At 41.0% G+C, this 23,919-nt stretch carries 18 protein-coding genes; 3 read left to right on the top strand and 15 right to left on the bottom strand.

Annotated elements, in window-relative coordinates:
- Nucleotides 1-10: 10 nt before the first annotated feature.
- From N523_RS0100405 to queA, 6 genes are all read right to left on the bottom strand, one after another.
- Nucleotides 11-1,798, bottom strand: a complete 1,788-nt coding sequence (locus N523_RS0100405; protein ID WP_028835577.1) for a GGDEF domain-containing protein — start codon at nucleotides 1,796-1,798, stop codon at nucleotides 11-13.
- A gap of 132 nt (nucleotides 1,799-1,930) precedes the next feature.
- Nucleotides 1,931-2,878, bottom strand: a complete 948-nt coding sequence (gene secF, locus N523_RS0100400; protein ID WP_028835576.1) for a protein translocase subunit SecF — start codon at nucleotides 2,876-2,878, stop codon at nucleotides 1,931-1,933.
- 9 nt (nucleotides 2,879-2,887) lie between these two features.
- The gene (gene secD, locus N523_RS0100395) at nucleotides 2,888-4,747 is read right to left on the bottom strand and encodes a protein translocase subunit SecD (RefSeq protein ID WP_013465988.1); all 1,860 of its coding nucleotides are present in this window, start codon (nucleotides 4,745-4,747) and stop codon (nucleotides 2,888-2,890) included.
- Nucleotides 4,748-4,766: 19 nt separating this feature from the next.
- Nucleotides 4,767-5,102 carry a preprotein translocase subunit YajC gene (gene yajC, locus N523_RS0100390; protein WP_010391747.1) on the bottom strand — a complete coding sequence of 112 codons (336 nt, stop codon included), beginning with the start codon at nucleotides 5,100-5,102 and terminating at the stop codon, nucleotides 4,767-4,769.
- Nucleotides 5,103-5,128: 26 nt separating this feature from the next.
- Nucleotides 5,129-6,256, bottom strand: a complete 1,128-nt coding sequence (gene tgt / locus N523_RS0100385; RefSeq protein ID WP_028835575.1) for a tRNA guanosine(34) transglycosylase Tgt — start codon at nucleotides 6,254-6,256, stop codon at nucleotides 5,129-5,131.
- Between the two features lie 138 nt (nucleotides 6,257-6,394).
- A complete protein-coding gene (queA, locus tag N523_RS0100380; protein ID WP_028835574.1) occupies nucleotides 6,395-7,426 on the bottom strand; it encodes a tRNA preQ1(34) S-adenosylmethionine ribosyltransferase-isomerase QueA in 1,032 nt (343 codons plus the stop codon).
- A gap of 242 nt (nucleotides 7,427-7,668) precedes the next feature.
- Between queA and N523_RS0100375 the strand changes: the two genes are divergently transcribed.
- Complete coding sequence (locus N523_RS0100375) at nucleotides 7,669-10,200, top strand: EAL domain-containing protein (protein WP_028835573.1); 2,532 nt, start codon at nucleotides 7,669-7,671, stop codon at nucleotides 10,198-10,200.
- 187 nt (nucleotides 10,201-10,387) lie between these two features.
- The gene (locus N523_RS0100370) at nucleotides 10,388-10,591 is read left to right on the top strand and encodes a hypothetical protein (protein WP_008114823.1); all 204 of its coding nucleotides are present in this window, start codon (nucleotides 10,388-10,390) and stop codon (nucleotides 10,589-10,591) included.
- A gap of 46 nt (nucleotides 10,592-10,637) precedes the next feature.
- Here N523_RS0100370 and N523_RS0100365 read toward each other — a convergent pair whose 3' ends face one another.
- From N523_RS0100365 to N523_RS0100335, 7 genes are all read right to left on the bottom strand, one after another.
- Nucleotides 10,638-11,555 (bottom strand): hydrogen peroxide-inducible genes activator, encoded by a 918-nt coding sequence (locus tag N523_RS0100365; RefSeq protein WP_028835572.1) that lies wholly within the window; start codon nucleotides 11,553-11,555, stop codon nucleotides 10,638-10,640.
- Nucleotides 11,556-11,636: 81 nt separating this feature from the next.
- Entirely contained in the window at nucleotides 11,637-12,905 is a 1,269-nt protein-coding gene (locus tag N523_RS0100360) for an inorganic phosphate transporter (protein ID WP_008114819.1), read from the bottom strand.
- A 39-nt stretch (nucleotides 12,906-12,944) separates the two neighbouring features.
- Nucleotides 12,945-13,619, bottom strand: coding sequence for a TIGR00153 family protein (locus N523_RS0100355; protein WP_008114817.1), 675 nt, complete (start codon nucleotides 13,617-13,619; stop codon nucleotides 12,945-12,947).
- Between the two features lie 150 nt (nucleotides 13,620-13,769).
- On the bottom strand, nucleotides 13,770-14,471 hold the full coding sequence (gene phoU, locus N523_RS0100350; protein WP_008114815.1) for a phosphate signaling complex protein PhoU: 702 nt from the start codon (nucleotides 14,469-14,471) through the stop codon (nucleotides 13,770-13,772).
- A 44-nt stretch (nucleotides 14,472-14,515) separates the two neighbouring features.
- Nucleotides 14,516-15,343 (bottom strand): phosphate ABC transporter ATP-binding protein PstB, encoded by an 828-nt coding sequence (gene pstB, locus N523_RS0100345; RefSeq protein ID WP_008114812.1) that lies wholly within the window; start codon nucleotides 15,341-15,343, stop codon nucleotides 14,516-14,518.
- A 19-nt stretch (nucleotides 15,344-15,362) separates the two neighbouring features.
- Nucleotides 15,363-17,012: a phosphate ABC transporter permease PstA gene (gene pstA / locus N523_RS0100340; RefSeq protein WP_028835571.1), complete on the bottom strand. Its 1,650-nt coding sequence runs from the start codon at nucleotides 17,010-17,012 to the stop codon at nucleotides 15,363-15,365.
- A gap of 15 nt (nucleotides 17,013-17,027) precedes the next feature.
- Complete coding sequence (locus tag N523_RS0100335) at nucleotides 17,028-19,262, bottom strand: ABC transporter permease subunit (RefSeq protein WP_028835570.1); 2,235 nt, start codon at nucleotides 19,260-19,262, stop codon at nucleotides 17,028-17,030.
- A gap of 356 nt (nucleotides 19,263-19,618) precedes the next feature.
- Between N523_RS0100335 and N523_RS0100330 the strand changes: the two genes are divergently transcribed.
- Nucleotides 19,619-20,125: a glycine cleavage system protein R gene (locus N523_RS0100330; protein ID WP_013465996.1), complete on the top strand. Its 507-nt coding sequence runs from the start codon at nucleotides 19,619-19,621 to the stop codon at nucleotides 20,123-20,125.
- A 70-nt stretch (nucleotides 20,126-20,195) separates the two neighbouring features.
- Here the strand turns inward: N523_RS0100330 and N523_RS0100325 are convergent, their stop codons facing one another.
- A complete protein-coding gene (locus N523_RS0100325) occupies nucleotides 20,196-20,651 on the bottom strand; it encodes a hypothetical protein (RefSeq protein WP_028835569.1) in 456 nt (151 codons plus the stop codon).
- Nucleotides 20,652-20,795: 144 nt separating this feature from the next.
- On the bottom strand, nucleotides 20,796-23,912 hold the full coding sequence (locus tag N523_RS0100320) for an efflux RND transporter permease subunit (protein ID WP_028835568.1): 3,117 nt from the start codon (nucleotides 23,910-23,912) through the stop codon (nucleotides 20,796-20,798).
- Nucleotides 23,913-23,919 lie beyond the last annotated feature (7 nt).

Below are 23,919 nucleotides of genomic sequence, written 5' to 3'. Positions count from 1 at the left end.
TTGCTTTTTGTTAGCCACTTTTTTTACTATTGGATAAACGCACAACAGCGGGTGCAGGCCTTCTTCGATTACAAATAAATAAGTAGCTGTGACGATAACGTTTTGCTTCTTTTTTAGCATCTGTGGCTAATGCCGCTACTTGATGGCTATTTTTACACTGCTGCAGATCCGGCTCAACTAAACCTATCGATAATGTAAGTAGAGGTACAAACTGCTTTTCGCCCTCTCGATTAGTTGCCCAATACCCTTTTCCAGCAATATGCTCTGGCGTAAAAAATACGCGTGACTGCAATTCAAATTGCGTGATAATGGTATTACAAACCTCCACCGCATCTTTTTTTTCAAACACCACCATAAAGTCATCGCCACCAATATGCCCGACAAAGTTAGCGCTGTGCGCACACGCTTTTACAGTCACATCGGCCAGAAGTTTTATCACGCTGTCCCCACTGGCATAACCATACAGATCGTTAAATTGTTTAAAATGATTTAAATCGATATAGGCTAGTGAAAATGGCTGTTTATGTTGCAGACGCTGCTCTATTACTTCACTAATTGCCACATTACCCGGTAACATGGTTAGAGAGTTAGCATGTTGGGCGTGGCGGATTTTTTCAGCGGTAATGTGCTTTAATATGTCCCTGAGCGGTGCCAAACCTAAATATTTATTATTACTTGTGATAACAATATGGCGACGAATATCAAAGTCTTGCTCTGTTATTTGCTGAGAGACAATATCAAGCATTTGATTTTCATCAACCACCAAAGGCTGTTTATCCATTAACTCAGTGACTTCACATTTATCATAAAGCGCATGCCCGTATGGCGCGGCAAACACTTCTGTTAGCTGATCTTTATGTAACAGCCCTATTGGCTGCTGATTGCTATTTAAAACGGGTAAGCTAATTATGCGCTTGTCTTGCTCAAAAAGCGCATGAGCCTCTTTACAACGCGTGTGACTGCTAATGGCAGGCTGAGCAACAGCAAGCACCCCGATAGCCATTGATTGTTCAAACTTTGACCCTGCTTGAGTCAATGTAAATGCTTGTAACTGCTTACAGTTATAGTCATAGCTTGGTTGTTGGCTGGGTCTTTCTAACAAAAATCCCTGAACATGACTTATGCCTATACTTTTAACTAAATCGAGTTCTTCAGTACGCTCAATTCCCTCTGCAATCACCGCTGTATTTGTTGCCCGTGCTAACACCACAATTGATTTTAGAAATTCTTTTTTAACTTCGCTTTGATCGCAATGATCAATAAAGTAACGATCAATTTTTACAATATCTGGGCATAACTGCGACCATTGCTTTAGACCGGAATAACCTGCACCAAGATCGTCAATAGCAATAGTGAAGCCTAGCTCTCGATAATGAGCAATGGTTTTTAACAGTAAAAAGCCATCATCTACTTTTTCTTGTTCGGTGACTTCAATCACCACACGATTAGCCGCAAGACCAAACTGTTCAATTAAATGTAAGGTTTCGCCTTTAGGGTGGCTCGGATCGAGTAGAATTTTTGGGCTGACATTTAAAAATAACTTCCCTTGTAGATTTAGTTTTACAAAGTTTTCTATGGCGCGAGAACGGCATAAAAGCTCAAGCTCTGAAATTAATTGATATTTATGAGCCGTTTCGAATAGCTTATTTGGCATCGCTAATGGGCTATTTTTAGGCCCACGGCTAAGCGCTTCATACCCATTAATAGATTGCTTAGTTATATCAAAAATAGGTTGAAACAAGGTTGTTATTGCCCCTTGTTGTAAAATTGATTCTAAGGCTTTACGTTGCTCAGTCACTACTAGCTCTGATCAAAATTAAATAAGAGTAATAAAATATCAAGCTCGTATGACAATTATATGTCTTACACGCTAAGCAATAAAAAACCGCTCACAAGGAGCGGTTTTTTAAAAAGGATAATTTAATCTCAATTAAGGCATTGAGTCTAAATCGGCACCTTCTTTTTCAATCACCTCTGGTATTAAATCTTCTTTACTTACGCCCATGGCAATAGCCACCGAGCTGGCAACGTAAACTGAAGAATAAGTACCAATAAATACACCAAATAATAGTGCGGTAGCAAAGCCATGAATAGTTTGGCCGCCCCATACAAAGAGTGCAATCAATACTAAAATAGTGGTAATTGATGTAACTAAAGTACGATTAAGTGTTTGCGTAAGTGACAGGTCAATAATTTCAATGGTGTCGTCAATACGTACTTTACGGAAGTTCTCACGGATACGGTCTGATACAACAATGGTATCGTTTAGTGAGTAACCTATCACGGCGAGTATTGCAGCCAAAATAGTTAGGTCAAACTCTAAACCAAGCACCGAGAATAAACCAATCGTAATGATTACATCGTGTAATAGTGCACCCACCGCACCTACAGCAAAGCGCCATTCAAAGCGAAATGCCACGTAAATTAAGATACATATAAGCGCAGTTAACATGGCAAGGCCACCCTGCTCTTTTAAGTCTTCACCTACGCTTGGGCCTACAAACTCAATACGGCGCATTACTACGCTATCATCAGCTTGTTTAAGGGCAGTAATTACTTGGTTACCAATTACTTCTGCTTTTACATCATCACCGCGAGGGGCTAAACGGACCAGTATTTCTTGGCTTGAGCCAAAAAGCTGTACCGATGCATCAGCAAAGTCGTTTTCAGCCAGTACATTACGTACTTTTTTCAGATCGGCAGGTTGTGAAAAACCTACCTCAACTGCTGTACCGCCGGTAAAATCTAAACCGAAATTTAAGCCTTTAACAAAAAGTGACGCCAGCGACGCTATGATTAATAACGTAGAAAAGCCCATTGCCACTTTTCGAAGAGACATGAAACGAAGGGTTTTTCCGCCCAATCTTAAAATTTGCATGTCTGCTCCTTAAATTGAAAGTTTATCAACACGTTTACCACCAATAAATAGGTTGATCACCGCACGGGTACCTACAATTGCTGTAAACATAGAGGTTAAAATACCAATTGCTAGGGTTACCGCAAAGCCTGCAACAGGACCGGTACCAACAGCAAACAAGATAATCGCCGCAATTAATGTGGTGATATTGGCATCAAAAATAGTACTAAAGGCACTATCGTAACCAAAATGAACCGCTTGTTGAGGGCTGCGGCCATCAGCGAGCTCTTCACGAATACGCTCAAATATAAGTACGTTCGCATCAACAGCCATACCCACGGTTAGTACAATACCTGCGATACCCGGCAGGGTAAGCGTTGCACCTGGAATTAACGACATTACACCAATAATAAGTACTAAGTTGGCAGCCAGTGCGATATTCGCAACAAGACCAAAACCTTTGTAGTAAATAAGCATAAAGGCCAGTACAAACGCAAAACCTAAGGCTACAGCGGTCATACCTGCTTCAATGTTTTCTTGACCTAGGCTTGGCCCAACCGTACGTTCTTCTACTATTTGAATAGGCGCAACCAGTGCACCCGCGCGAAGTAGTAAACTTAAGTTATGTGCTTCAGCGGGGTTATCAATACCGGTAATACGGAATGAACGGTCAAGACGCGCTTGAATGGTTGCTACGTTAATCACTTCTTCCACTTTAATCGGTGGAAGTGCTTTACCTTCGCTATCTTTTTTACCCGATGGCTTGTACTCAATAAACACGGTAGCCATACGTTTACCAATAGCACGTTTGGTGAAGGCATTCATTTTTGCCCCACCTTTACTATCGAGTTTAATGCTTACTTGTGGACGCTGGTACTCATCTGCACCTGACTGCGCGCCAGTAATATGGCTGCCTTCAAGAATGATGCGCTTTTTTAGTACCACAGGATAACCATCACGGCTCATGATCATTTCAGTACCCGGTGGGATACGACCTTGAGCAGCGGCGCTTATGTCAGCATTTTCGTCAACTTCACGAAACTCAAGCGTGGCCGTAGCACCTAAAATTTCTTTAGCGCGAGCTGTATCTTGAATCCCTGGTAATTGCACAATAATACGTTCAGCACCTTGGCGCTGTACGTTTGGCTCTGCAACGCCAATTTGGTTGATACGGTTACGAATAATCGTTTCGTTTTGCTTGATGGCATAGTCACGAATTTCTTTTAGCTTTAGCTCACTCATAGTGGCAAAGAATGCGTTATCATTACTGCTATCATCAATGTAAACGTTTAATGGGTAACGGCTTTCTAAAAAGCGCTCTGCGGCTTCTTTATCTTCTTCGTTACGCATTTCTACACGCATACGCTCTGAGCCTGCTACGCGGCGCACACTTCGATAACGTAGTTTTTCTTCGCGCAGATCGCTACGAAAATCTTGCTCCATTTGCTCAAGCTGATTATCAACCGCAGTGACCATGTCGATTTCCATGGTGAAATGTACACCACCACTTAAATCTAGGCCTAACTTCATTGGGTTACCGCCAAGCGACTTTAACCAAGCCGGTTGTGCAGGAGCCATATTAATAGCTGAGATATAATCGTCACTAAGCGAGTTACGCAATAAGTCTTGCGCTTTTAGTTGGTCTTCAACGTTTTTAAAACGAACAAGAATTTGCCCGTCTTCGAGTTTCGTCGATTTAGCGCTGACGTTATCTTTTTTGAGGATTGCGTTTACTTTGTCTACAACACTGAGGTCAACATCGGTGCCTTTAGCGCCAGAAACTTGTATGGCCGGATCGCGGCCATACAAGTTTGGTGAAGCATATAAAAGGCCAATGGCTAACACAGCTAAAACAAGTAAATACTTCCAAATTGGAAACTTGTTTAACACGGGGCCGTCCTTATTATTTTTATAGCGACTTCATTGTGCCTTTAGGCAGTACAGCAGATACTGCTGATTTTTGTACAGTTACTTCTGCTTGCTCATTTAATGAGATCACGATGAAGTCTTTATCTTCAGCAATTTTTACGATTTTACCCACTAAACCACCTTGGGTTAGCACTTCATCGCCTTTTGCCATCGCGCTCATTAAGCTTTTATGCTCTTTTACGCGCTTTGCTTGCGGGCGGTAAATTAAAAAGTAAAAAACCAAACCAAAAATCGCTAACATAATTAGCATTTCCATACCGCCGCCTGCTGCAGGTGCGCCAGCGCTTGCATGTGCGTTTGAAATAAATAAACTCATAATACTTCCTCTTTAATTTTTAAATTTTAATTTGTTGTATCAGCTAGCTCTGGCACTTCTTGGCCTCGGCGAGCGTAAAAATCGTGTACAAATGTCTCTAGTTGACCTTCGCTAATAGCATTACGCAAACCTTCCATAACACGTTGATAGTATCGTAAGTTATGGATAGTGTTTAGTCGTGCGCCAAGAATTTCGTTACATTTGTCTAAATGATGCAAATAAGCACGCGAATAATTCTTACAGGTATGGCAATCACACTCTGGATCAAGTGGGCCAGTATCTGTTTTATGCACTGCGTTACGGATTTTTATGATGCCAGTTGTAATAAATAAGTGACCGTTACGTGCATTGCGCGTTGGCATTACACAGTCAAACATATCTATACCACGGCGAACCGACTCAACTAGGTCTTCAGGCTTGCCAACACCCATTAGGTAACGCGGTTTGTTTTCTGGCATTTTATAAGCACAATGATCAAGAATATTAATCATTTCATGTTTAGGCTCACCCACCGATAAACCACCGAGTGCATAACCATCAAAACCAATCTCTTCAAGGCCAGCTTGTGATTGTGCACGAAGCTCAGGATACATACCGCCTTGAATAATACCAAACAATGCTGAAGGGTTGTCGCCATGCCCTTCTTTTGAACGCTTAGCCCAACGAAGAGAAAGCTCCATAGAGTCTTTGGCTTCTTTTTCTGTGGCAGGGTACGGCGTACATTCGTCAAATATCATCACGATATCTGAGCCAAGATCACGCTGCACTTCCATTGACTTTTCTGGCGACATCATAATTTGGTCACCATTTACAGGCGATTGGAACATCACGCCTTCTTCAGTGATTTTACGCATTGCACCAAGGCTAAATACTTGGAAACCGCCTGAGTCAGTTAAAATTGGGAAGTCCCAATTCATAAAGTCGTGTAAATCACCATGCTGTTTAATGATTTCAGTACCAGGGCGCAACATTAAGTGAAATGTATTGCCCAAACAAATTTGTGCACCCGTTGCTTTTACTTCATCAGGTGTCATACCCTTAACCGTGCCGTAAGTACCTACAGGCATAAACGCCGGTGTTTCTATTACACCTCGGTCAAAAATCAAGCGGCCGCGGCGCGCTTTACCATCAGTGCAGTCTAATTCAAATTTCATAATATCCTCTGTGTCGGAAAAACAGTCCAACAAGCTATAATTTAACCGCTCGATTCTACCCTTTTTACCACCCTATTACTATTAGCAGTGAGAAATTCACTATACCTAGGAGTAAATAAAAACCGATGACGCTGTAAATTATTTACGGGTCAAAAACATCGCATCGCCATAGCTAAAAAAGCGATACTGTTGTTCAATCGCCGTATTGTAAGCGCCCATAATGTTGTCTTGCCCTGCAAAGGCACTAACTAACATGATCAGAGTTGATTCGGGTAAATGGAAGTTAGTTACCATGGCATCAACAACGTTAAATTGATAACCCGGAAAAATAAAGATATCGGTATCGCCAAAGTAAGTATCTAGCTTGCCGCCATGTATTTTTGCTGCAGACTCAAGTGAGCGTACTGAAGTTGTACCTATAGCAATCACTCGCCCGCCTTTGGCTTTGGTGCTTGCAACCGCATCCACCACATCTTGTGGCACTTCAATATATTCAGAGTGCATGATGTGCTCATCAACACTCTCAACTCTTACAGGCTGAAAGGTGCCAGCACCAACGTGCAAGGTTACAAACGCCATTTGCACGCCTTTATCTTTGAGCGCAGCCATGAGTTTATCGTCAAAATGAAGACCTGCCGTAGGTGCAGCAACAGCGCCTGGCTTTTCGCCATATACCGTTTGGTAACGCTCACGGTCGGCTTCGTTATCTGGGCGGTCAATATAAGGAGGAAGCGGCATGTGACCGACATCATTTAAAATGTCGAGCACATTTTCACTGCGGTCAAACTCAAGCTCAAATAAGGTATCATGGCGTGCCACCATAATAGCTTTTGCTTTGTCCTCTAAAATGAGTACATTACCTGGCTTTGGGGATTTACTCGCACGAATATGCGCAAGTACGCGGTGTTCGTCTAATACGCGTTCAACGAGTACCTCAACTTTACCACCAGACTCTTTTTGACCAAACATACGCGCAGGTATAACCTTGGTATTATTAAAAACCAGTAAATCGTTTTCGTTTACAAGCTCAAGTATGTCACTAAATATTTTATGCTCAATCTCACCAGTTGGCCCGTTTAGGCTCAATAAACGGCTACTCGTTCTATCTGCTTTAGGAAAACGAGCAATTAATTCATCAGGTAAGTCAAAGCTAAAATCAGCTACGCGCATTGTTAGAATTCCACATCATTTAAAATCGCGCCAAGTGTATTACTATTACTAATGAAGCTCAAGATAACCCCTATATTCTCCCTAATTTCTATTACTAATGAAGCTCAAGATATCCCACATATTCCCCCTAATTAGCCACCAATGAGCTACATTTAAAATAGCGGTTAAATACGCTTGTTCTTATCGCTAAATATCATTACTCTTACTGTTTTATGATCTGCATCTCTCGGAGTGGTACCTACGTGGCAAAACAGCTTAAATTGCTAATATTGAATGCAAGTAATGATGAGCGCCAGACTATTCGTGCCACGTTAGAGAGGCTTAATGTGTTTGAGTTCATTGAAGCATCAGACAGCCAAGACGCCCTAAAAATATTAAAAAATCAAAGCGTAAATATAATCATAACTGGCTTAGATGTAGGTAAAATTGATGGTTGGCGGTTTTCCCGTATGATCCGCTCTGGATTACTAAACACGCCTAAAAATACGCCTATTTTACTTATTCCGCCTATTTATTGTGAACGTATCGCCGAGACTACTGCACGAAGTTATGGCATAGATGCGGTACTGCCTTTTGAACGCCAAGATATTCTGCCGCAAATACTCGCAAATGTGTTGTCGAGCCATTTAGAAAAAAGTAGTCGCTTAAACCTGTTGTTATTAGAACCCTTTGCCAGCAGGGCAAACGACATGAGTGAGCAATTAAAACTTAACTTTGCTATCACCCATGTCACAACTGAAAAAGCGGCGCTAAGTGCTTATAATCAGCAGCCTTTTGCTATCGTGCTACTGGATGCCACAGCGGCACAAGCAGAAAGCTCAAATCAATTAGTCGAAAAAATTCTGCAGCATAACCCTCAGCAAGCCATTGTTACTATTATTGATAAAAACGATGCCGATTACGCCGAGCAGTTATTACTTTCAGGCGTTACCGACTTTATTCGCGCCCCTTACGACCCCTCATTTTTAAATAAAGTCTGTGACCACGCCGCTCGTCGTGAAGACTTTATGGTCAGCTATGCTGAGTTTGCCAATAAAGTGCAGCAATTAAGTATTAGTGAAGTAAAGTATCGCGACCTGTTTTCAGCACATCAACGTATTTTATTGCACCTAAATACCGTGGTGCTTGAGCTAGACCAGCAAGGCAATATTCGCTTTATAAACCCTGCATGGGAGTCTTTGAGTGGTTTTGGGGTTAAATCGACCTTGAAACAGCCATTAACTGCATTTTGTACCAAAGAGTATAAACAGTCGTTACAATCCACTATTGATGACATTTTACAAGGTGGCGCAAATAAACAAAAAATAGAAGTTAAACTACAACAAAAAAACGGCAATTCGGTGTGGGTTGAATGCCGCCTCCAGCTAATAAAAAATAGCAGTAATAACGCGACCATTACCGCCACACTCGATAATATTCATGAGCGTAAGCAAGCTGAGCTTCAATTACGCCATTTAGCATTGCATGACACGTTAACCGGCCTACATAATCGTTATTACTTTGACCAACAACTTAACTATATTTGTCAAAGCGAAAATACCTATGCAAATATTGAGCATGCGCTTATTTATATCGATCTTGATCACTTTAAAATAATCAACGACAGTAAAGGCCACCAACAAGGCGATATTGTTTTAAAAGAAGTGGCACAACTGTTTATTGCCAATATTAGTAATGAGCACCTGATCTGCCGTGTGGGTGGCGATGAGTTTGCGGTGATCCTTAAAAACACCAATTTATTAGATGCACATTTAATTGCAGAAGGGATTTGTAGTGCCATTGAAGGCAACCAATTTAAGTCAGAAGATCAAGTGTATTCAATTAGCTGCTCTATTGGCTTAACCCAAATTACTGCTGATAACTGCGATCCAAATGAATGTTTAAAGCAATCAGATATTGCGTTATATATTGCTAAAAATTTAGGCCGTAACTTAGTACATTGTTATTCAAAACAAGATGGTGAAAACAATGCGCTGCAAACGGGCTTAGAATGGGGTCATGGCGTACGCCAAGCTCTACAACAAGACAATATAGAACTTCATTATCAACCCATTTGGGATTTTAAAACTAATCAGGTTGCTTACTTTGAAGTACTACTGAGATTAAAGCTCGACGACGAACTTATTTACCCAAATCAGTTTATTCCCTCATTGGAAATGCTTAACGACACCTTTTTAATGGATCAATGTGTTATTCGTAACAGTATTGCAAGTGTTGCTGCGCACCCAGAGCTTCTTCAGGTTGCAATAAATTTATCGGCACAGTCATTTTTAGATGAGCGTTTACTGCCGTTAATAGAGTCGAGCCTCGAAAAATACCAAGTGTCTCCGTCAAAAATTATTTTTGAAATAACTGAATCGGCTAGCATTAATAATTTGGCTGCCACTCGTAAAATGATTGAACGGTTAAATAATTTAGGCTGCCACTTTTCGATTGATGACTTTGGTACCGGATTTAGTACCTTTAATTATCTTAAACAATTACCAGCCCAACATGTAAAAATTGACGGCTCATTTGTCCGCGATATGCTTAACGATTCCATTGATTTAGCGCTAGTAAAAGCCATAAATGACATCAGTCGGTCACTAGATAAGCGCTCTGTGGCTGAATATGTGGAAACCGCTGAAGTATTTTTTGCACTCAAAGAAATAGGCGTAGACTACGGGCAAGGCTATTTTATTGCTCGCCCTGTCCCTATCGACAAGGTACTGATTGAATTAGAAAAAATAAAGAACAACCCTATTTTTTATCAAGATACCCTCACATCACTATAAACATTAATAAACAAATTTAAGCAATTTATTACTACCAAAATTGCCCATCTAACCTATACTTTGCTTATCGGCAGCACAATGTCATGAAAATTAAGTGATTACCTTGATTTTACATGACATCTTTATTTCTTATCGTCTAGATGTCTATACTCTTAAAGATGGACATTTGGTCATAAGGAGGATGTTTATGACGCAACTAATCACGTTATTATTGTTTATACACTTTGCTATTGCGCTTCAATGTTACAAGTATGCTCAGATTAAAGGCTATCCTGTAAAAACCTTTACAGTGCTTGGACTGGTGCCTTACTTCAATGTTGTTGTGTGGGTTTACTTATTGTTTTTACCGCCTCTAGAGAGCTACCATGGCCAGCACAAGCAGCCACTTTAATTCCCTGTGTTATTGAGCGTATTATCTCTAATACGCTTTTTTTACGTTACTTAAAATCAACACTGCACTGCTTTTTCAAAAAGACCTCTAACTGTTGGCTAAACAATTTAAAGTCACGAATCCGCCCCGTTGTTTTGCGCCACAGTACACCAATATCACGATAGGCATCACCTTGTGATGGCGTAGCAAGCATGTTTTTGTTTTCTAAAATACCCGCGTTAATCGCCATTTGCGGTAAAAAAGTCACGCCAAGTTTATACTCAACCATACTCAATAAAGTATGTAAGCTAGCTGCCTCAAAGGGATTTATACAGCTAGAGCGGTTTAAATGGCACGCACTGAGCGCATGCCCAGTCATACAGTGCTCTCGCTCAAGTAAAAATACACTCGCTTCTGGTAGTAAATTAAAGTCTTCAATGCCTTTAGCTGGTGTGTAGTCTTTATGGTGCACTAAGCTAAAATGATCTTGTGCAAGTACTTGTGTATGAAATTTATCGGTTTCGTAGGGCAGCGCTAATAGTGCCAAGTCAATTTGCCCATGCTCTAACTTATCAAGTAGCTTGTCGCTGGTATCCTCCACTAAAACTAACTCTAAGTCAGCAAACGTTTGCTGACAAAAGTGATAAAGAGGCGCTGCAATAAAGCTCGCAATCGTGGGAATAACACCTACCGTTAATGTGCCGCTAAGCGGCGTTAAAAAGCTTTTGGTAAGCTCTTTTAAGCTAATAGTGTCGTGAATGATTTTTCTTGAACGCTCAACAACCTCTTCACCAATGGTGGTAAACATAAGGCTGCGATTTTCTCGTTCTATAAGCTGACACCCTAAGGTCTCTTCTAAGTTTTGAATTGCGGTGCTCAGCGTTGACTGGCCAATAAAGCAGGCACTTGCTGCGCGGCCAAAATGTTGATGCTGATGCACAGCTAATAAATACTGTAGCTGCTTTATACTAGGGAGATTGGTCATTTTTCTTTCCACAAATAAAAAGACCCCAACACCAAGGGCGTTGAGATCTTTTCAAGCTAAAAGTCTTTTAAGTACTTTTTATTAAACCCCAAAAGCGGTTCTTAGTACGTAGAAAATAACAATAGCAAGGGCAGCACCAACTGGCAATGTAATTACCCAAGAAACTACAATATTTCTTATTACACCCATATTAAGTGCGGCAATACCACGTGCCATACCTACACCCAACACGGCACCCACTAGGGTTTGTGTGGTTGAGATAGGTAAGCCTGTGCCCGATGCAATAACAACGGTAGATGCAGCGGCTAATTCAGCAGCAAAACCACGGCTTGGTGTTAAATGTGTAATTCCTTCACCAATGGTTTTAATTACTTTTTTGCCTAAAATAGCAAGACCGGCAACAATACCTAAACCACCCAGTGGTAATATCCACCAAGCAATAGCCGCTTTCTTCGCGATTTCACCATTATTTTCAACAATGTTTACAACAGCAGCTAGTGGTCCAATTGCATTAGCAACATCATTAGAACCATGAGCAAATGCCATACAACAGGCTGTTAGCACCATAAGTACTGCAAACACTTTTTCTACATTGTTAAACTGCATTTCTCTATCCGCTTTAGGATCGATATTTAAACGAGAAATCGCAATTTTACCAATAACAGCAACTAGTACCGCTATACCTATAGAAATAGCAAAACCTTCAAAGGTACCTAAATTAATACCAATGTGCTTTAAGCCTTTTTTAATGGTCACAAGTGCCATAATAAAGCCAGCTAAACCCATGTATATTGGTACAAAGCGCTTGGCATTTTTAAGTGGAGCGTCTGTATCAAATATCAGCTTTTGCGCACTCATAAATATTAAGTACGCTATAAAACCTGATATCGCCGGCGTTACAATCCAGCTACCTACAATACCGGCAACCTTACCCCATTGAATAGCCTCTGTGCCTACTGCAACCAGAGCAAAGCCAATAATAGCGCCAATGATTGAATGAGTCGTCGATACCGGCCAGCCTAAAAACGAGGCCATTAATAACCAACTGCCCGCGGCAAATAAAGAGGCGATCATACCTAAAATCATCAATTCAGGAATGTCGGCAAATGGGGCCGCATCAATAATCCCTTTACGAATTGTTGATGTTACTTCACCACCGGCTAAATAAGCACCTGCAAACTCAAAAATCATCGCGATAAAAATCGCTTGTTTAATGGTAAGTGCTTTTGAACCTACTGATGTACCCATCGCGTTGGCAACGTCATTTGCGCCAATACCATAAGCCATAAAAAAGCCGACTGCTGCGGCAATTAAAATTAATACCGTGCCGTAAGATGCAATGATATCCATTGTGTAACCTTAATCTTTCGTGTTTGAACTGATTTTAAATTAACGAGCTAACATCAGCTCAAGACGTGATCCTACGCGCTCTGCAATATCTGCAAGCTCGCCAACCCATTCAATGATTTTATATAAAAACATTACATCTACTGGATTTAGCTCACTTTCTACTTTACGTAGTTGGCGGCGTATTCTAATTTGCATTTCATCCGTGTCTTGTTCTATGGCATCCAATTCTACGAGCATTTTTTCAACCAGAGTAACTTCTCTGCCTTTAAAGCCCGTTTCTAACAATTCTTCTAATTCATTAATCGCTTTAGATGCTTGTTTTGTTGCATCAACACAACGAGTTACATACGCCAAAAAGTCTTCTTGAATCTCTTTTGGTATGATCATCTCACGACCAATTACACGCCCAGCAATGTCTTTTGCCTTATTAGCAATTTTGTCTTGTTGGGTTACTAATTCGAGAAGGTCTGTACGCTCTACCGGCATGAATAATCCGCCAGGTAGTTGTAAGCGTATAGTTCTTTTCATTTCATCGGCTTCACGTTCTAAATTACGAATAGTTAAACGTAGCTCTTCAGCTTGTTGCCATTCTTCTTTAAAAACATGATTAAAAAAAGGTATCAAACTTTCGCTTGCTTGATGCGCTTTTCTGATGTGTTCTTCTATTGGTTTTATAGGTGATTTTGCAAAAACACCTAAAAAATTTGTTGGCATAACTGACCCTTTAATCAATTCAATATGCTGTTCAGCGTGAATTTTACAGCATTAAGCTAGATTGTGAACGCTTTTTCTCATTCAATTATTTACAAAAAATAAAAAAGGCAGTGTATTACTGCCTTTCTTATTTTCTAGTTATTCGTATCACTACAGTGATTTTTCAATATCTTCTTGAGATGTATGACGAATATCTTTACCGTTTACAAAATAAATGACATATTCAGCGATGTTTTGACAACGATCACCGATACGCTCTAATGAGCGAACAGACCATACTAAATCCATAATTTTTGGAATTGAGCGCGGATCTTCCATCATGTACGTCATTATTTGACGGGTGATAGCTTCATACTCTCTATCTACCTTAGCATCCTCTTTATGCACTTCAAACGCACGTTGCACATCCATACGTGCAAATGCATCTAAAACGTCATGCAGCATTTTAGATACTTGGCGACCCATATTTTCAATATTTACTAGTAAATCTTGTTGATCCTTAGTAAATGAGTCTAGTGCAACTTTAGCAATTCGCTTAGCTTCATCACCAATTCGCTCTAAATCAGCAATGGTTTTTGCTATTGCAATTACTAAACGTAAATCACTGGCTGCCGGTTGGCGCTTAGCAATAATACGGGTGCAATCTTCATCAATACTGACTTCCATTGCATTAACTTTGTAGTCGTTTTCACGTACTTTTTGTGCCAATACCGCATCGTTTTTGCTAACTGCATCAAGCGCGCTATTAAGTTGTTGCTCAACCAACCCACCCATACTCAGTACATGGTTTCGCACATCTTCTAACTCTTGGTTAAAACGACCAGAAATATGTTTATTAATGTTGTGTTCCATAATGACCTTCTTTAATAATTCATTGTTTTAGCGTTTTAACCCGACTAGCCGTAGCGTCCGGTAATATAATCTTCAGTTTTTTTCTTCGTTGGTGTGGTAAATAAGGTATTGGTATCTGAATACTCAATGAGCTCACCCATATACATAAACGCGGTTTGATCAGATACCCGCGCTGCTTGTTGCATGTTATGAGTAACAATAACCACAGTAAATTTATTCTTTAAATCATTAATTAGTTCTTCAATCACTAAAGTTGAAATCGGGTCGAGTGCTGATGTTGGTTCATCAAGTAATAATACTTCTGGCTCTATCGCAATTGAGCGAGCAATAACTAAACGCTGCTGCTGACCGCCCGATAAACCAAATGCGCTATCGTGAAGTCTGTCTTTTACTTCATCCCAAAGAGCCGCACCACGTAGCGATTGCTCTACCACTTCATCAAGCTTACGCTTTTCTTTAATCCCTTGCAGGCGAAGACCGTAAACCACATTCTCGTAGATTGATTTAGGAAACGGGTTTGGACGCTGAAACACCATGCCAACATTGCGACGAAGCGCAGCAACATCTACGCTTTTGTCGTAAATATTTTGCCCGTGCAGCATTATTTCGCCTTCTATGCGACAAATATCAACCAAGTCATTCATACGGTTAATACAACGCAGCAAAGTTGACTTACCACAACCCGACGGACCGATAAATGCCGTTACTTGGCCTTTCGGAATGTTCATATTTACTTTACTCAGTGCTTGTTTATCACCGTAGTAAAGGTCGAGATCTTTAATTTCTAGCGCTTTTTGTTCGTCTGTTAAATTATTTAAATCTAACTTCAAGCTTGGCTTTGCTTGGTTTACTTTTGGAGCGACTGTAATCATGTTTGTTACCTATACTAAATTAATGCTCAAGCGATCTGAATTTTTCACGTAAATGGTTACGTATACCAATGGCGGTGATGTTAAGGGTAATAATAACCGACACTAACAAAAAGGCCGTTGCATATACCAGCGGACGCGCCGCTTCAACGTTAGGGCTTTGAAAACCAACATCGTAAATATGAAAACCTAAGTGCATGAACTTTCTATCTAAGTGTATGTAAGGGAAGTTACCATCAAGCGGCAACGTTGGTGCCATTTTTACCACACCCACCAGCATAAGCGGTGCAACTTCACCCGCAGCACGAGCAACCGCTAAAATTAACCCCGTCATAATAGCAGGGCTGGCCATAGGAATAATGATTCGCCATAACGTTTCTACCTTAGTCGCGCCCAGTGCTAATGAACCATCACGTACTGTGCTTGGAATACGAGATAAACCTTCCTCGGTTGACACAATTACCACAGGCAGAGTTAATATAGCCAAGGTGAGTGCCGACCACATCACACCGGGTGTACCAAATACAGGCGTAGGCGATGACTCTGGGTAAAATAGTTGGTCAACACTGCCACCTACCATATACACAAAGAAACCTAGACCGAATACACCATATACAATTGACGGAACACCCGCTAAGTTAATAACCGCAATACGGATCATTTTAGTAATTGCGTTTTTAGCTGCATATTCATGCAAATAAATGGCGGCAACCACACCAAATGGCGTCACAATCACAGCCATTAACATCACCATGAATACCGTACCAAAGATAGCAGGAAATACACCGCCTTCGGTATTGGCTTCACGTGGGTCATCTGAAACAAACTTGCCTAACTGCACAAAGTAATGGCCTAGTTTAGCAAAAAAGCCCATATCGTTTGGAAACCATACATCCAACACTTGATAAAGCGGGATAGTAACAATCTCACCACGCATATCTTTCACAGTTACTTGGTCACGCTTAGCTTGGTTACGCAGTGCAAATAACTCTTTTTCAAGCTCACCATATTGCGCACGTAAATCAGCACGGGCTTGAGCAAGTTCAGCTACGCGCTCATCAGTTAGCTCGTTATCAAGCAAATAGGCTTTTTCCTGCAAACGTAAACGCTCTAACTCGTAGTTTATATGACCAATATCACCATTTTGTAAATCCAGTGCTTCGTCATTTAAGTCAACCGCACGCTCTACAAGATCATGTAATATTTCAACTTTATCTGTAGTTATTGTTTCACCATCTTTGATTACTGATTCTACATAACCGTAAAAGTTACCGTTTTTGCTACGCTCAAATACCGCGAGTGCTTTTGGTGCTGAGCTTTGTGTAATATCAGTTTCAAGTATCCAGCGAAAGTCTAAATCTACATACTCTCGGTTACCGGTTTTAATTAGTAAACGCTCAACCTCGTCTTTTTCAAATTTAGAAACATCAATACCGGTTGCCGCTAAACGCGACTTAGGTACTAATTCACGGTCGTAAATTTCACCAATAACGGTTTGTTTAGTAATCGAGCCTTCAAGCTCATATTGCATAACTTGAGATGGCCAAAAAAAGCTTAATCCCTTCCATGCAATCATGGCGAGTAAACCAATTACTGAAATTAAACTGATGCTGACGGCACCACCGGTCATCCAAATCCAAGGAGAACCAGACCTAAACCACTGCTTTACCATGTCGTGTTTCTCCACTTACATTGAGCTATATTTTTCACGCAGCTGCTGACGAACAAATTCAGCAACGGTGTTGAAAATAAAGGTAAATATGAATAATACAAAGGCGGCCAAGAATAGAATTCGATAATGCGAACTCCCCACTTCCGACTCCGGCATTTCGACGGCAATATTAGCGGCTAAGGTACGCATACCTTGGAAAATACTCCAATCCATAATCGGCGTATTACCGGTTGCCATCAGTACAATCATGGTTTCGCCTACGGCGCGACCTAACCCCATCATGACCGCAGAGAAAATACCTGGGCTAGCCGTTAGTAACACCACGCGAATTAGCGTTTGCCACTGCGTTGCACCTAATGCTAACGAGCCATTAGATAAATGCTTAGGAACGCTGAATACCGCATCTTCCGCAATTGAGAAGATAGTGGGAATAACCGCAAAGCCCATCGCAATACCAACCACAAGCGAGTTACGCTGATCGAAAGTCATACCAAGCTCATTGGTTAAGTATTGACGCACATTGCCATCAAACATCCACAGTTCAATACTTTCGCTCATCGCAAATGACAACCAACCAATAAATAACACCACAGGAATTAATAAAATTGAATGTGAGCCTTCAGGAATTTTATGGCGAATAGCTGCAGGTAATTTAGTCCAACCTAAAGCGGTTGCTAAAATACCTAATGGCAGTAATACGAGTAAGCCAACAATAGCCGGCAGGTGCTCTTCAATTAAAGGCGCTAACCACAAGCCAGCTAAAAAGCCGAGTATTACCGTTGGCAAAGCTTCCATTATTTCAACGGTCGGCTTAACTACGCGACGTAATTCGCTCGACATAAAGTAAGCGGTGTAAATAGCGGCTGAAATAGCAATAGGCACAGCAAATAACATTGCATACATAGCAGCCTTTAAAGTACCAAATGAAATTGGTACCAGTGAGAACTTAGATTCAAAATCATCACTGGCAGACGTTGATTGCCAAATATAACCCGGCTCAGGGTAACCCTCGTACCATACTTCTTGCCAAAGCGCTGACCACGTTACTTCTGGGTGTTCGTTATGAATTTCTAATACCGTTAGCTTGTTATCAGCCAAAATCAGCGCGGCATTTGAACGCGGAGCAATAGCAAACTGTTCAATTGCACCTTCACTGACTTTACCTTGCCACAACTTTGCTTCACTGGTTGTGTAATAAACACCTAGCTCACCATTTTGACCGGTTGTAAAAAAGGTGCGACGGTAAAACTCAGTAAAAATATTTAACTTACTTTGCTTAGTGGTTTCAAACGAACGAATTTTTTGAAACTCGCGACCTGAGTCAGTGTTTACTTCAAACCACTGCGATATTTCACCATTATCATTGGCCAGCATCAGGGAGTTTGCGCCAGCTAATAATTGTGATGACACAATATTAGCGTTTTCTTCGTTGGCAGATAATAATTGGATTTGCTCTACTTCACTTGGGTAGCGAGTATCGAATACGTAAATTTGATTAGCAGAGCGAACAAATGTGCGGGTGGTATCAGGCGACATTAATAACTCATCTACGCGACCATCAACGTTCAATTCGGTACGTTCAACTTGCCATTCGACTTCACCGGTAAACATATTTTCTTCGGCTACAAAGCTGCTAAATACCACACGTTTATCGGCGGTAAGTGCCACAACGGCTGTTTTGTCCTCATAATGGCTAAAGGCAAAACGCTTAATAGCAGCACCTTGTTCATCAACTTCTAACGCCATCTCACCCAATGGATAACCTAAACGCGGGCTTAATTTACGTTCATTATTAGGGAAGGTGACTAAAAACTTAGGCGCAACAATAGTCACGGTGCCATTTTCTAAGCCATACGCATAATGACCTTGAAAAGGAGCACTATTTGCAAAGCTGGTTACCTTCGCAGGTAAAGTGGCATTAAGTGTTTTTAGTTTTTTACCAAAGTTTGCTTTATCAACACTATAAAAGTTAACTTGACCTTGATTATCAAGTAAGTAAGCAACCTCAGTTTGCTCTTCAACACCAAGCCCAACTATTTGCTCAGCATTAGCAACATTAAAGCTAGCGCGCTTTTCAACTTTAGCTGACTCGAAAATAGGCTGCACTACATAAAGAAGGTAAAAAAAGATCAATAGCAGTGCTATTAATACCATTATACCGCCTGCGGTTATGCCAAACTTAGCAAACCGGTCTTTAAATAGACGGCTTCGATCCGTATTAAAAGTCGGTTTATTCGGATTTGAAGTCATCAAAACACCCTTATATCTTAACGTTGGGCGCATTATATTTCATCAAAGTGACAGTAATGTTACAGTCGTAATAATTCTTTACTGGAACCACAAAATAATATTAAAGTATTGTTTTATTAAATAATTGTATTTATTTATGTGTTATTAATAAACTAAATCAATTATTAATTGGACAAACTATTTATCCAAGACAATACTCAATGGGCATCTAATATAACAATAATAAAGTAACCTATTAAGATATAACAATCCTTTTGTGGTTAGCTTTTACATACATTAAGAATCACATACATTAGATCGCATCACTTAATGCCTATGCATTTATTTTTTCATTTGGGCTTAAAAAGAGAACTATTATGAAGCAGTTGGTAATAACCATTTTAGGGGAAGATCGCCCCGGTTTAGTAGAAAGTATTTCATCGGTTATATTGGAAAACCACGGTAATTGGTTAAGCAGTAATTTAAGTCATTTGCTTGGCCACTTTGCTGGCATTATACAAGTTGAGGTGGCTGAAGAGCATTTACAGGCATTTCAAGATGCGCTTAATGGGCTTCCTAAATTAGATGTCCGTATTGAAAAAGGCAACACCGAAATTGAGCCTGTTGAACTCGAGCAGCTTAATTTTGTGATCACTGGGAACGATCGTCCCGGTATTGTCCAGGAGTTGGCAAGTGTTATTCGTCATAAAGGCGCTAATATTACGAACTTAAACTCAAGGCAGCAAAGTGCGCCAAACTGGGGGGTGCCAATTTTTAGTGCCGTTGCCACCGTTAGCCTGCCTAATGGGCTTAACAAAGACGAAGTAATTAACGCTCTTGAGTCGATTACGAGTGACTTAGTGGTTGATGTAGAGCAAAGTTAAATGTGCTCTATTATTTTACATACGAAAAAGGCGCTTATTACAGCGCCTTTTTTATGCGTAACACTTGTTGCTACATATCTGCATGACGATTAATGCTTTGTATCATTTGCTTTAATCCTTGCTCTTCAAGTTGCAACAGCTCACTTAGTTTTTCTTGAGCCTCAGGTGATTGTGCTTTATCAGCCAAATAACTATATGCGTTCAATACTTTTTGATGCTGCTTTGATAAATATTCTTGAATTACTTGCTCATCTAACTGGTTACTGCGATCTAAATCAGTAAAGTTAATAATTTCTGCGTGCTCTGAAAAATATTCATAACAATACGTATCTAATGTGTTTATTTGCGTGATGGCTTTAAAGCCAATTAAATCCTCAGCGAGCTTTTTTTCATACTCAACACAATAATCAATTAGCTGTTTGTTATGCTCCCCGAGTAGGTCCTTTACACTAAAAAAATTAGCAGCCATTTGTGTGTGAAATTGAACGGTCCAATCGAACACTTCTTGGATTGTTTTAACTTGCATGTGCGTTCCTTACTATTTAACCCTAATGATTAAATAGATGCGTGAATCATGCCAATAAAAAACACAATAAAATCAGCAGGTAAAGTAAAGCTGGGTAACTTGCACTGATTTTTTACAGTACAAGTTACACAACCAGTGTAAAAATTATAGGTTTCGCTTTCGCCATAATAAATACACAGCAGGCAATACCAGCAATGTTAAAACAATGGCGCTAAACATACCGCCAACCATGGGGGCGGCTATTCGACTCATTACTTCACTGCCCGTGCCTGTGCCATATAACACCGGTAACAGACCAATCACTATGGTTGCTACCGTCATCATTACCGGGCGAACGCGCAAACCAGCGCCTTCTAATATCGCCTGTTTAAGCTGCTCAATACTGATGCTTTTTCCTAATTGAGCGGCGGCCTGTACCTGCGCTTTATACGCTTGATTTAAATACACCAACATAATAACGCCTATTTCTACGGCCACCCCAGCAAGGGCAATAAAGCCGACCCCCACAGCAACAGAGAAATTAAAGCCTTCTAAGTACATGAGCCAAATACCCCCTATCATCGCCAGTGGTAATGTCGCCATAATAATAAATACTTCAGTGAAGCTTCTAAAATTCAGGTAAAGCAGTACCACAATAATGGCTAAGGTAAGCGGCAACACATAACTCAGTTTGGCTTTGGCACGCTCCATATATTCGTATTGCCCTGCCCAAGTTATAGAATACCCTGCGGGTAAAATTAGCTGCTCGTTTAGTAACTGCTGAGCACTTTCTACGTAGCTGCCAATGTCAGTATCTTTAATATCAATAAAGCTCCAACCATTTAAACGGGCATTTTCACTTTTTATGCCAGGAGGGCCATCGCTAATGTATACATCAGCCACGTCGGCAAGTGCAATGCGTTGCCCAGCTGGGGTCACAATAGGCAGTAGCATTAACTCCTCAGGTGAATCACGATACGCTTGCGGATAACGAATATTAACCGGGTAGCGCTCTTGACCCTCAACCGTTTCAGTCACGTTCATCCCGCCAATAGCGGTTGCGACCACTTGCTGCACATCTGCAATATTTAAACTATAACGCGCTGCTTTTTCGCGGTTAATATCGACCTTAATATAACGCCCACCCGCTACTCGCTCTGAGTAAACCGACGCCGTACCTGGAAGATCTTTAAGCAGCACTTCTATTTGTTGGCCAATTTTTTGAATTTCATTCAAATTAGGCCCCGCGACTTTTATACCCACTGGGGTTTTAATCCCTGTAGCCAGCATATCTATTCGCGTTTTAATTGGCATTACCCAAGCGTTTGTGAGTCCTGGAAATTTTACTAAAGCATCCAGCTCTTGTTTGAGCTTTTCGGTGGTCATGCCCTCGCGCCACTGATCTTTAGGCTTAAACTGTATAAAGGTTTCAATCATGGTCAGTGGTGCCGGATCGGTTGCCGTTTCCGCTCGTCCAATTTTACCAAATACGGTTTTCACCTCGGGCACAGTGGCAATCAGCTTATCGGTTTGCTGTAATAGCTCGCGCGCTTTACCAATAGAAATCCCAGGGTAAGTGGTTGGCATATACATTAAATCCCCCTCATCAAGAGGTGGAATAAACTCACTGCCTATTTTATTAACCGGATAAAAGCCCACTAAAGTAATAATCAGTGCCACTAACAAGGTGCTTTTGGGGAATTTTAAGACTGTGTTTAACAGTGGCTTATAACTATTTACCAATAAACGGTTTACCGGATTTTTATTTTCAGATATCACCTTACCGCGAATAAAGTACCCCATCAGTACGGGTACTAAGGTAATTGCTAAGCCGGCAGATGCCGCCATTGCATAGGTTTTTGTGTAAGCTAATGGCGCAAACATTCGCCCTTCTTGAGCTTCTAAAATAAACACCGGCATAAAGCTAACTGTAATGATTAATAAGCTAAAAAATAATGCAGGCCCTACTTCACTGGCAGAATCAATCACCACTTGCCAACGATTTTCATCGGTCAGCGGTTTTTTCTCCATGTGTTTATGCATGTTTTCAATCATCACAATCGCACCATCGGTCATGGCACCTATCGCTATAGCAATCCCGCCTAATGACATAATGTTGGCGTTAATCCCCTGCCAATACATAATAATAAAAGCGGTGAGTATGCCTAAGGGCAAGGTAATAATAGCCACCAGCGATGAGCGTACATGGAATAAAAACACCACACACACTAAAGCCACTACAATAAGTTCTTCCGTCAATTTAGAGGTGAGGTTATCAACTGCGTCTTTTATTAAGTGAGAGCGATCGTACACAGGTACAATTTCAACCCCCTCAGGCAGGCCTTTTTTAAGTGACTCCAATTTAGCTTTGACGAGCTCTATAGTTTTTTGCGCGTTTTCACCAAAGCGCATCACTACTACGCCACCAGCCACCTCGCCTTCGCCGTTAAGCTCGGCAACACCACGGCGCATTTGAGGACCTAAACGCACATTAGCAACATCACGTAACTGCAGTGCAGTACCGTTAGCGTTTATACCTAGAGGAATCGCTTCTAAATCAGCCACACTTTTTACATAGCCAGTGCTGGTAACCATGTATTCGGCTTCTGCCATTTCAACAACTGATGCCCCCATTTCTTGGTTGCCTTGCTTAATGGCAGTTTGAATAAGGCTTAGCGGAATACCATAGGCACGTAACTTATCGGGCTGTACGTTAACTTGGTATTGTTTCACCATGCCACCTACCGATGCTACTTCGGATACACCGGGCACAGTTTGCAGTTCAAACTTTAAAAACCAATCTTGTAAACTGCGTAGTTGGCTTATGTCATGCTTACCTGTGGTATCAGTGAGTGCATATAAATACACCCAACCAACTCCTGTGGCATCCGGGCCTAGCTCTGCAATTGCCGTATTGGGTAAACGCGCAGATACTTGACTTAAATATTCTTGAACACGACTTCGTGCCCAGTATAAATCGGTGTCTTCGTCAAAAATAACGTACACGTAGGAGTCACCAAAAAACGAAAAACCGCGTACTGTTTGCGCCCCTGGTACCGATAACATCGCCGTGGTTATAGGAAATGTAACCTGATCTTGCACTACTTGCGGCGCTTGCCCAGGGTAAGATGTTTTAACAATAACCTGTACATCAGATAAATCGGGTAAGGCATCTACTGGGGTGTTTTTTACAGCATACAAGCCGCCACCAATCAATATAGCGGTCAGTAACAGTACAAAAAAACGATTAACAACAGACCAGCGAATAATTGCAGTAATCATAACCACT

This window comes from Pseudoalteromonas sp. 23_GOM-1509m (assembly GCF_000518425.1).
In the GTDB taxonomy this organism is placed as follows: Bacteria; Pseudomonadota; Gammaproteobacteria; order Enterobacterales; family Alteromonadaceae; genus Pseudoalteromonas; species Pseudoalteromonas tetraodonis.
This window is presented reverse-complemented; position numbering and strand designations above follow the sequence as displayed.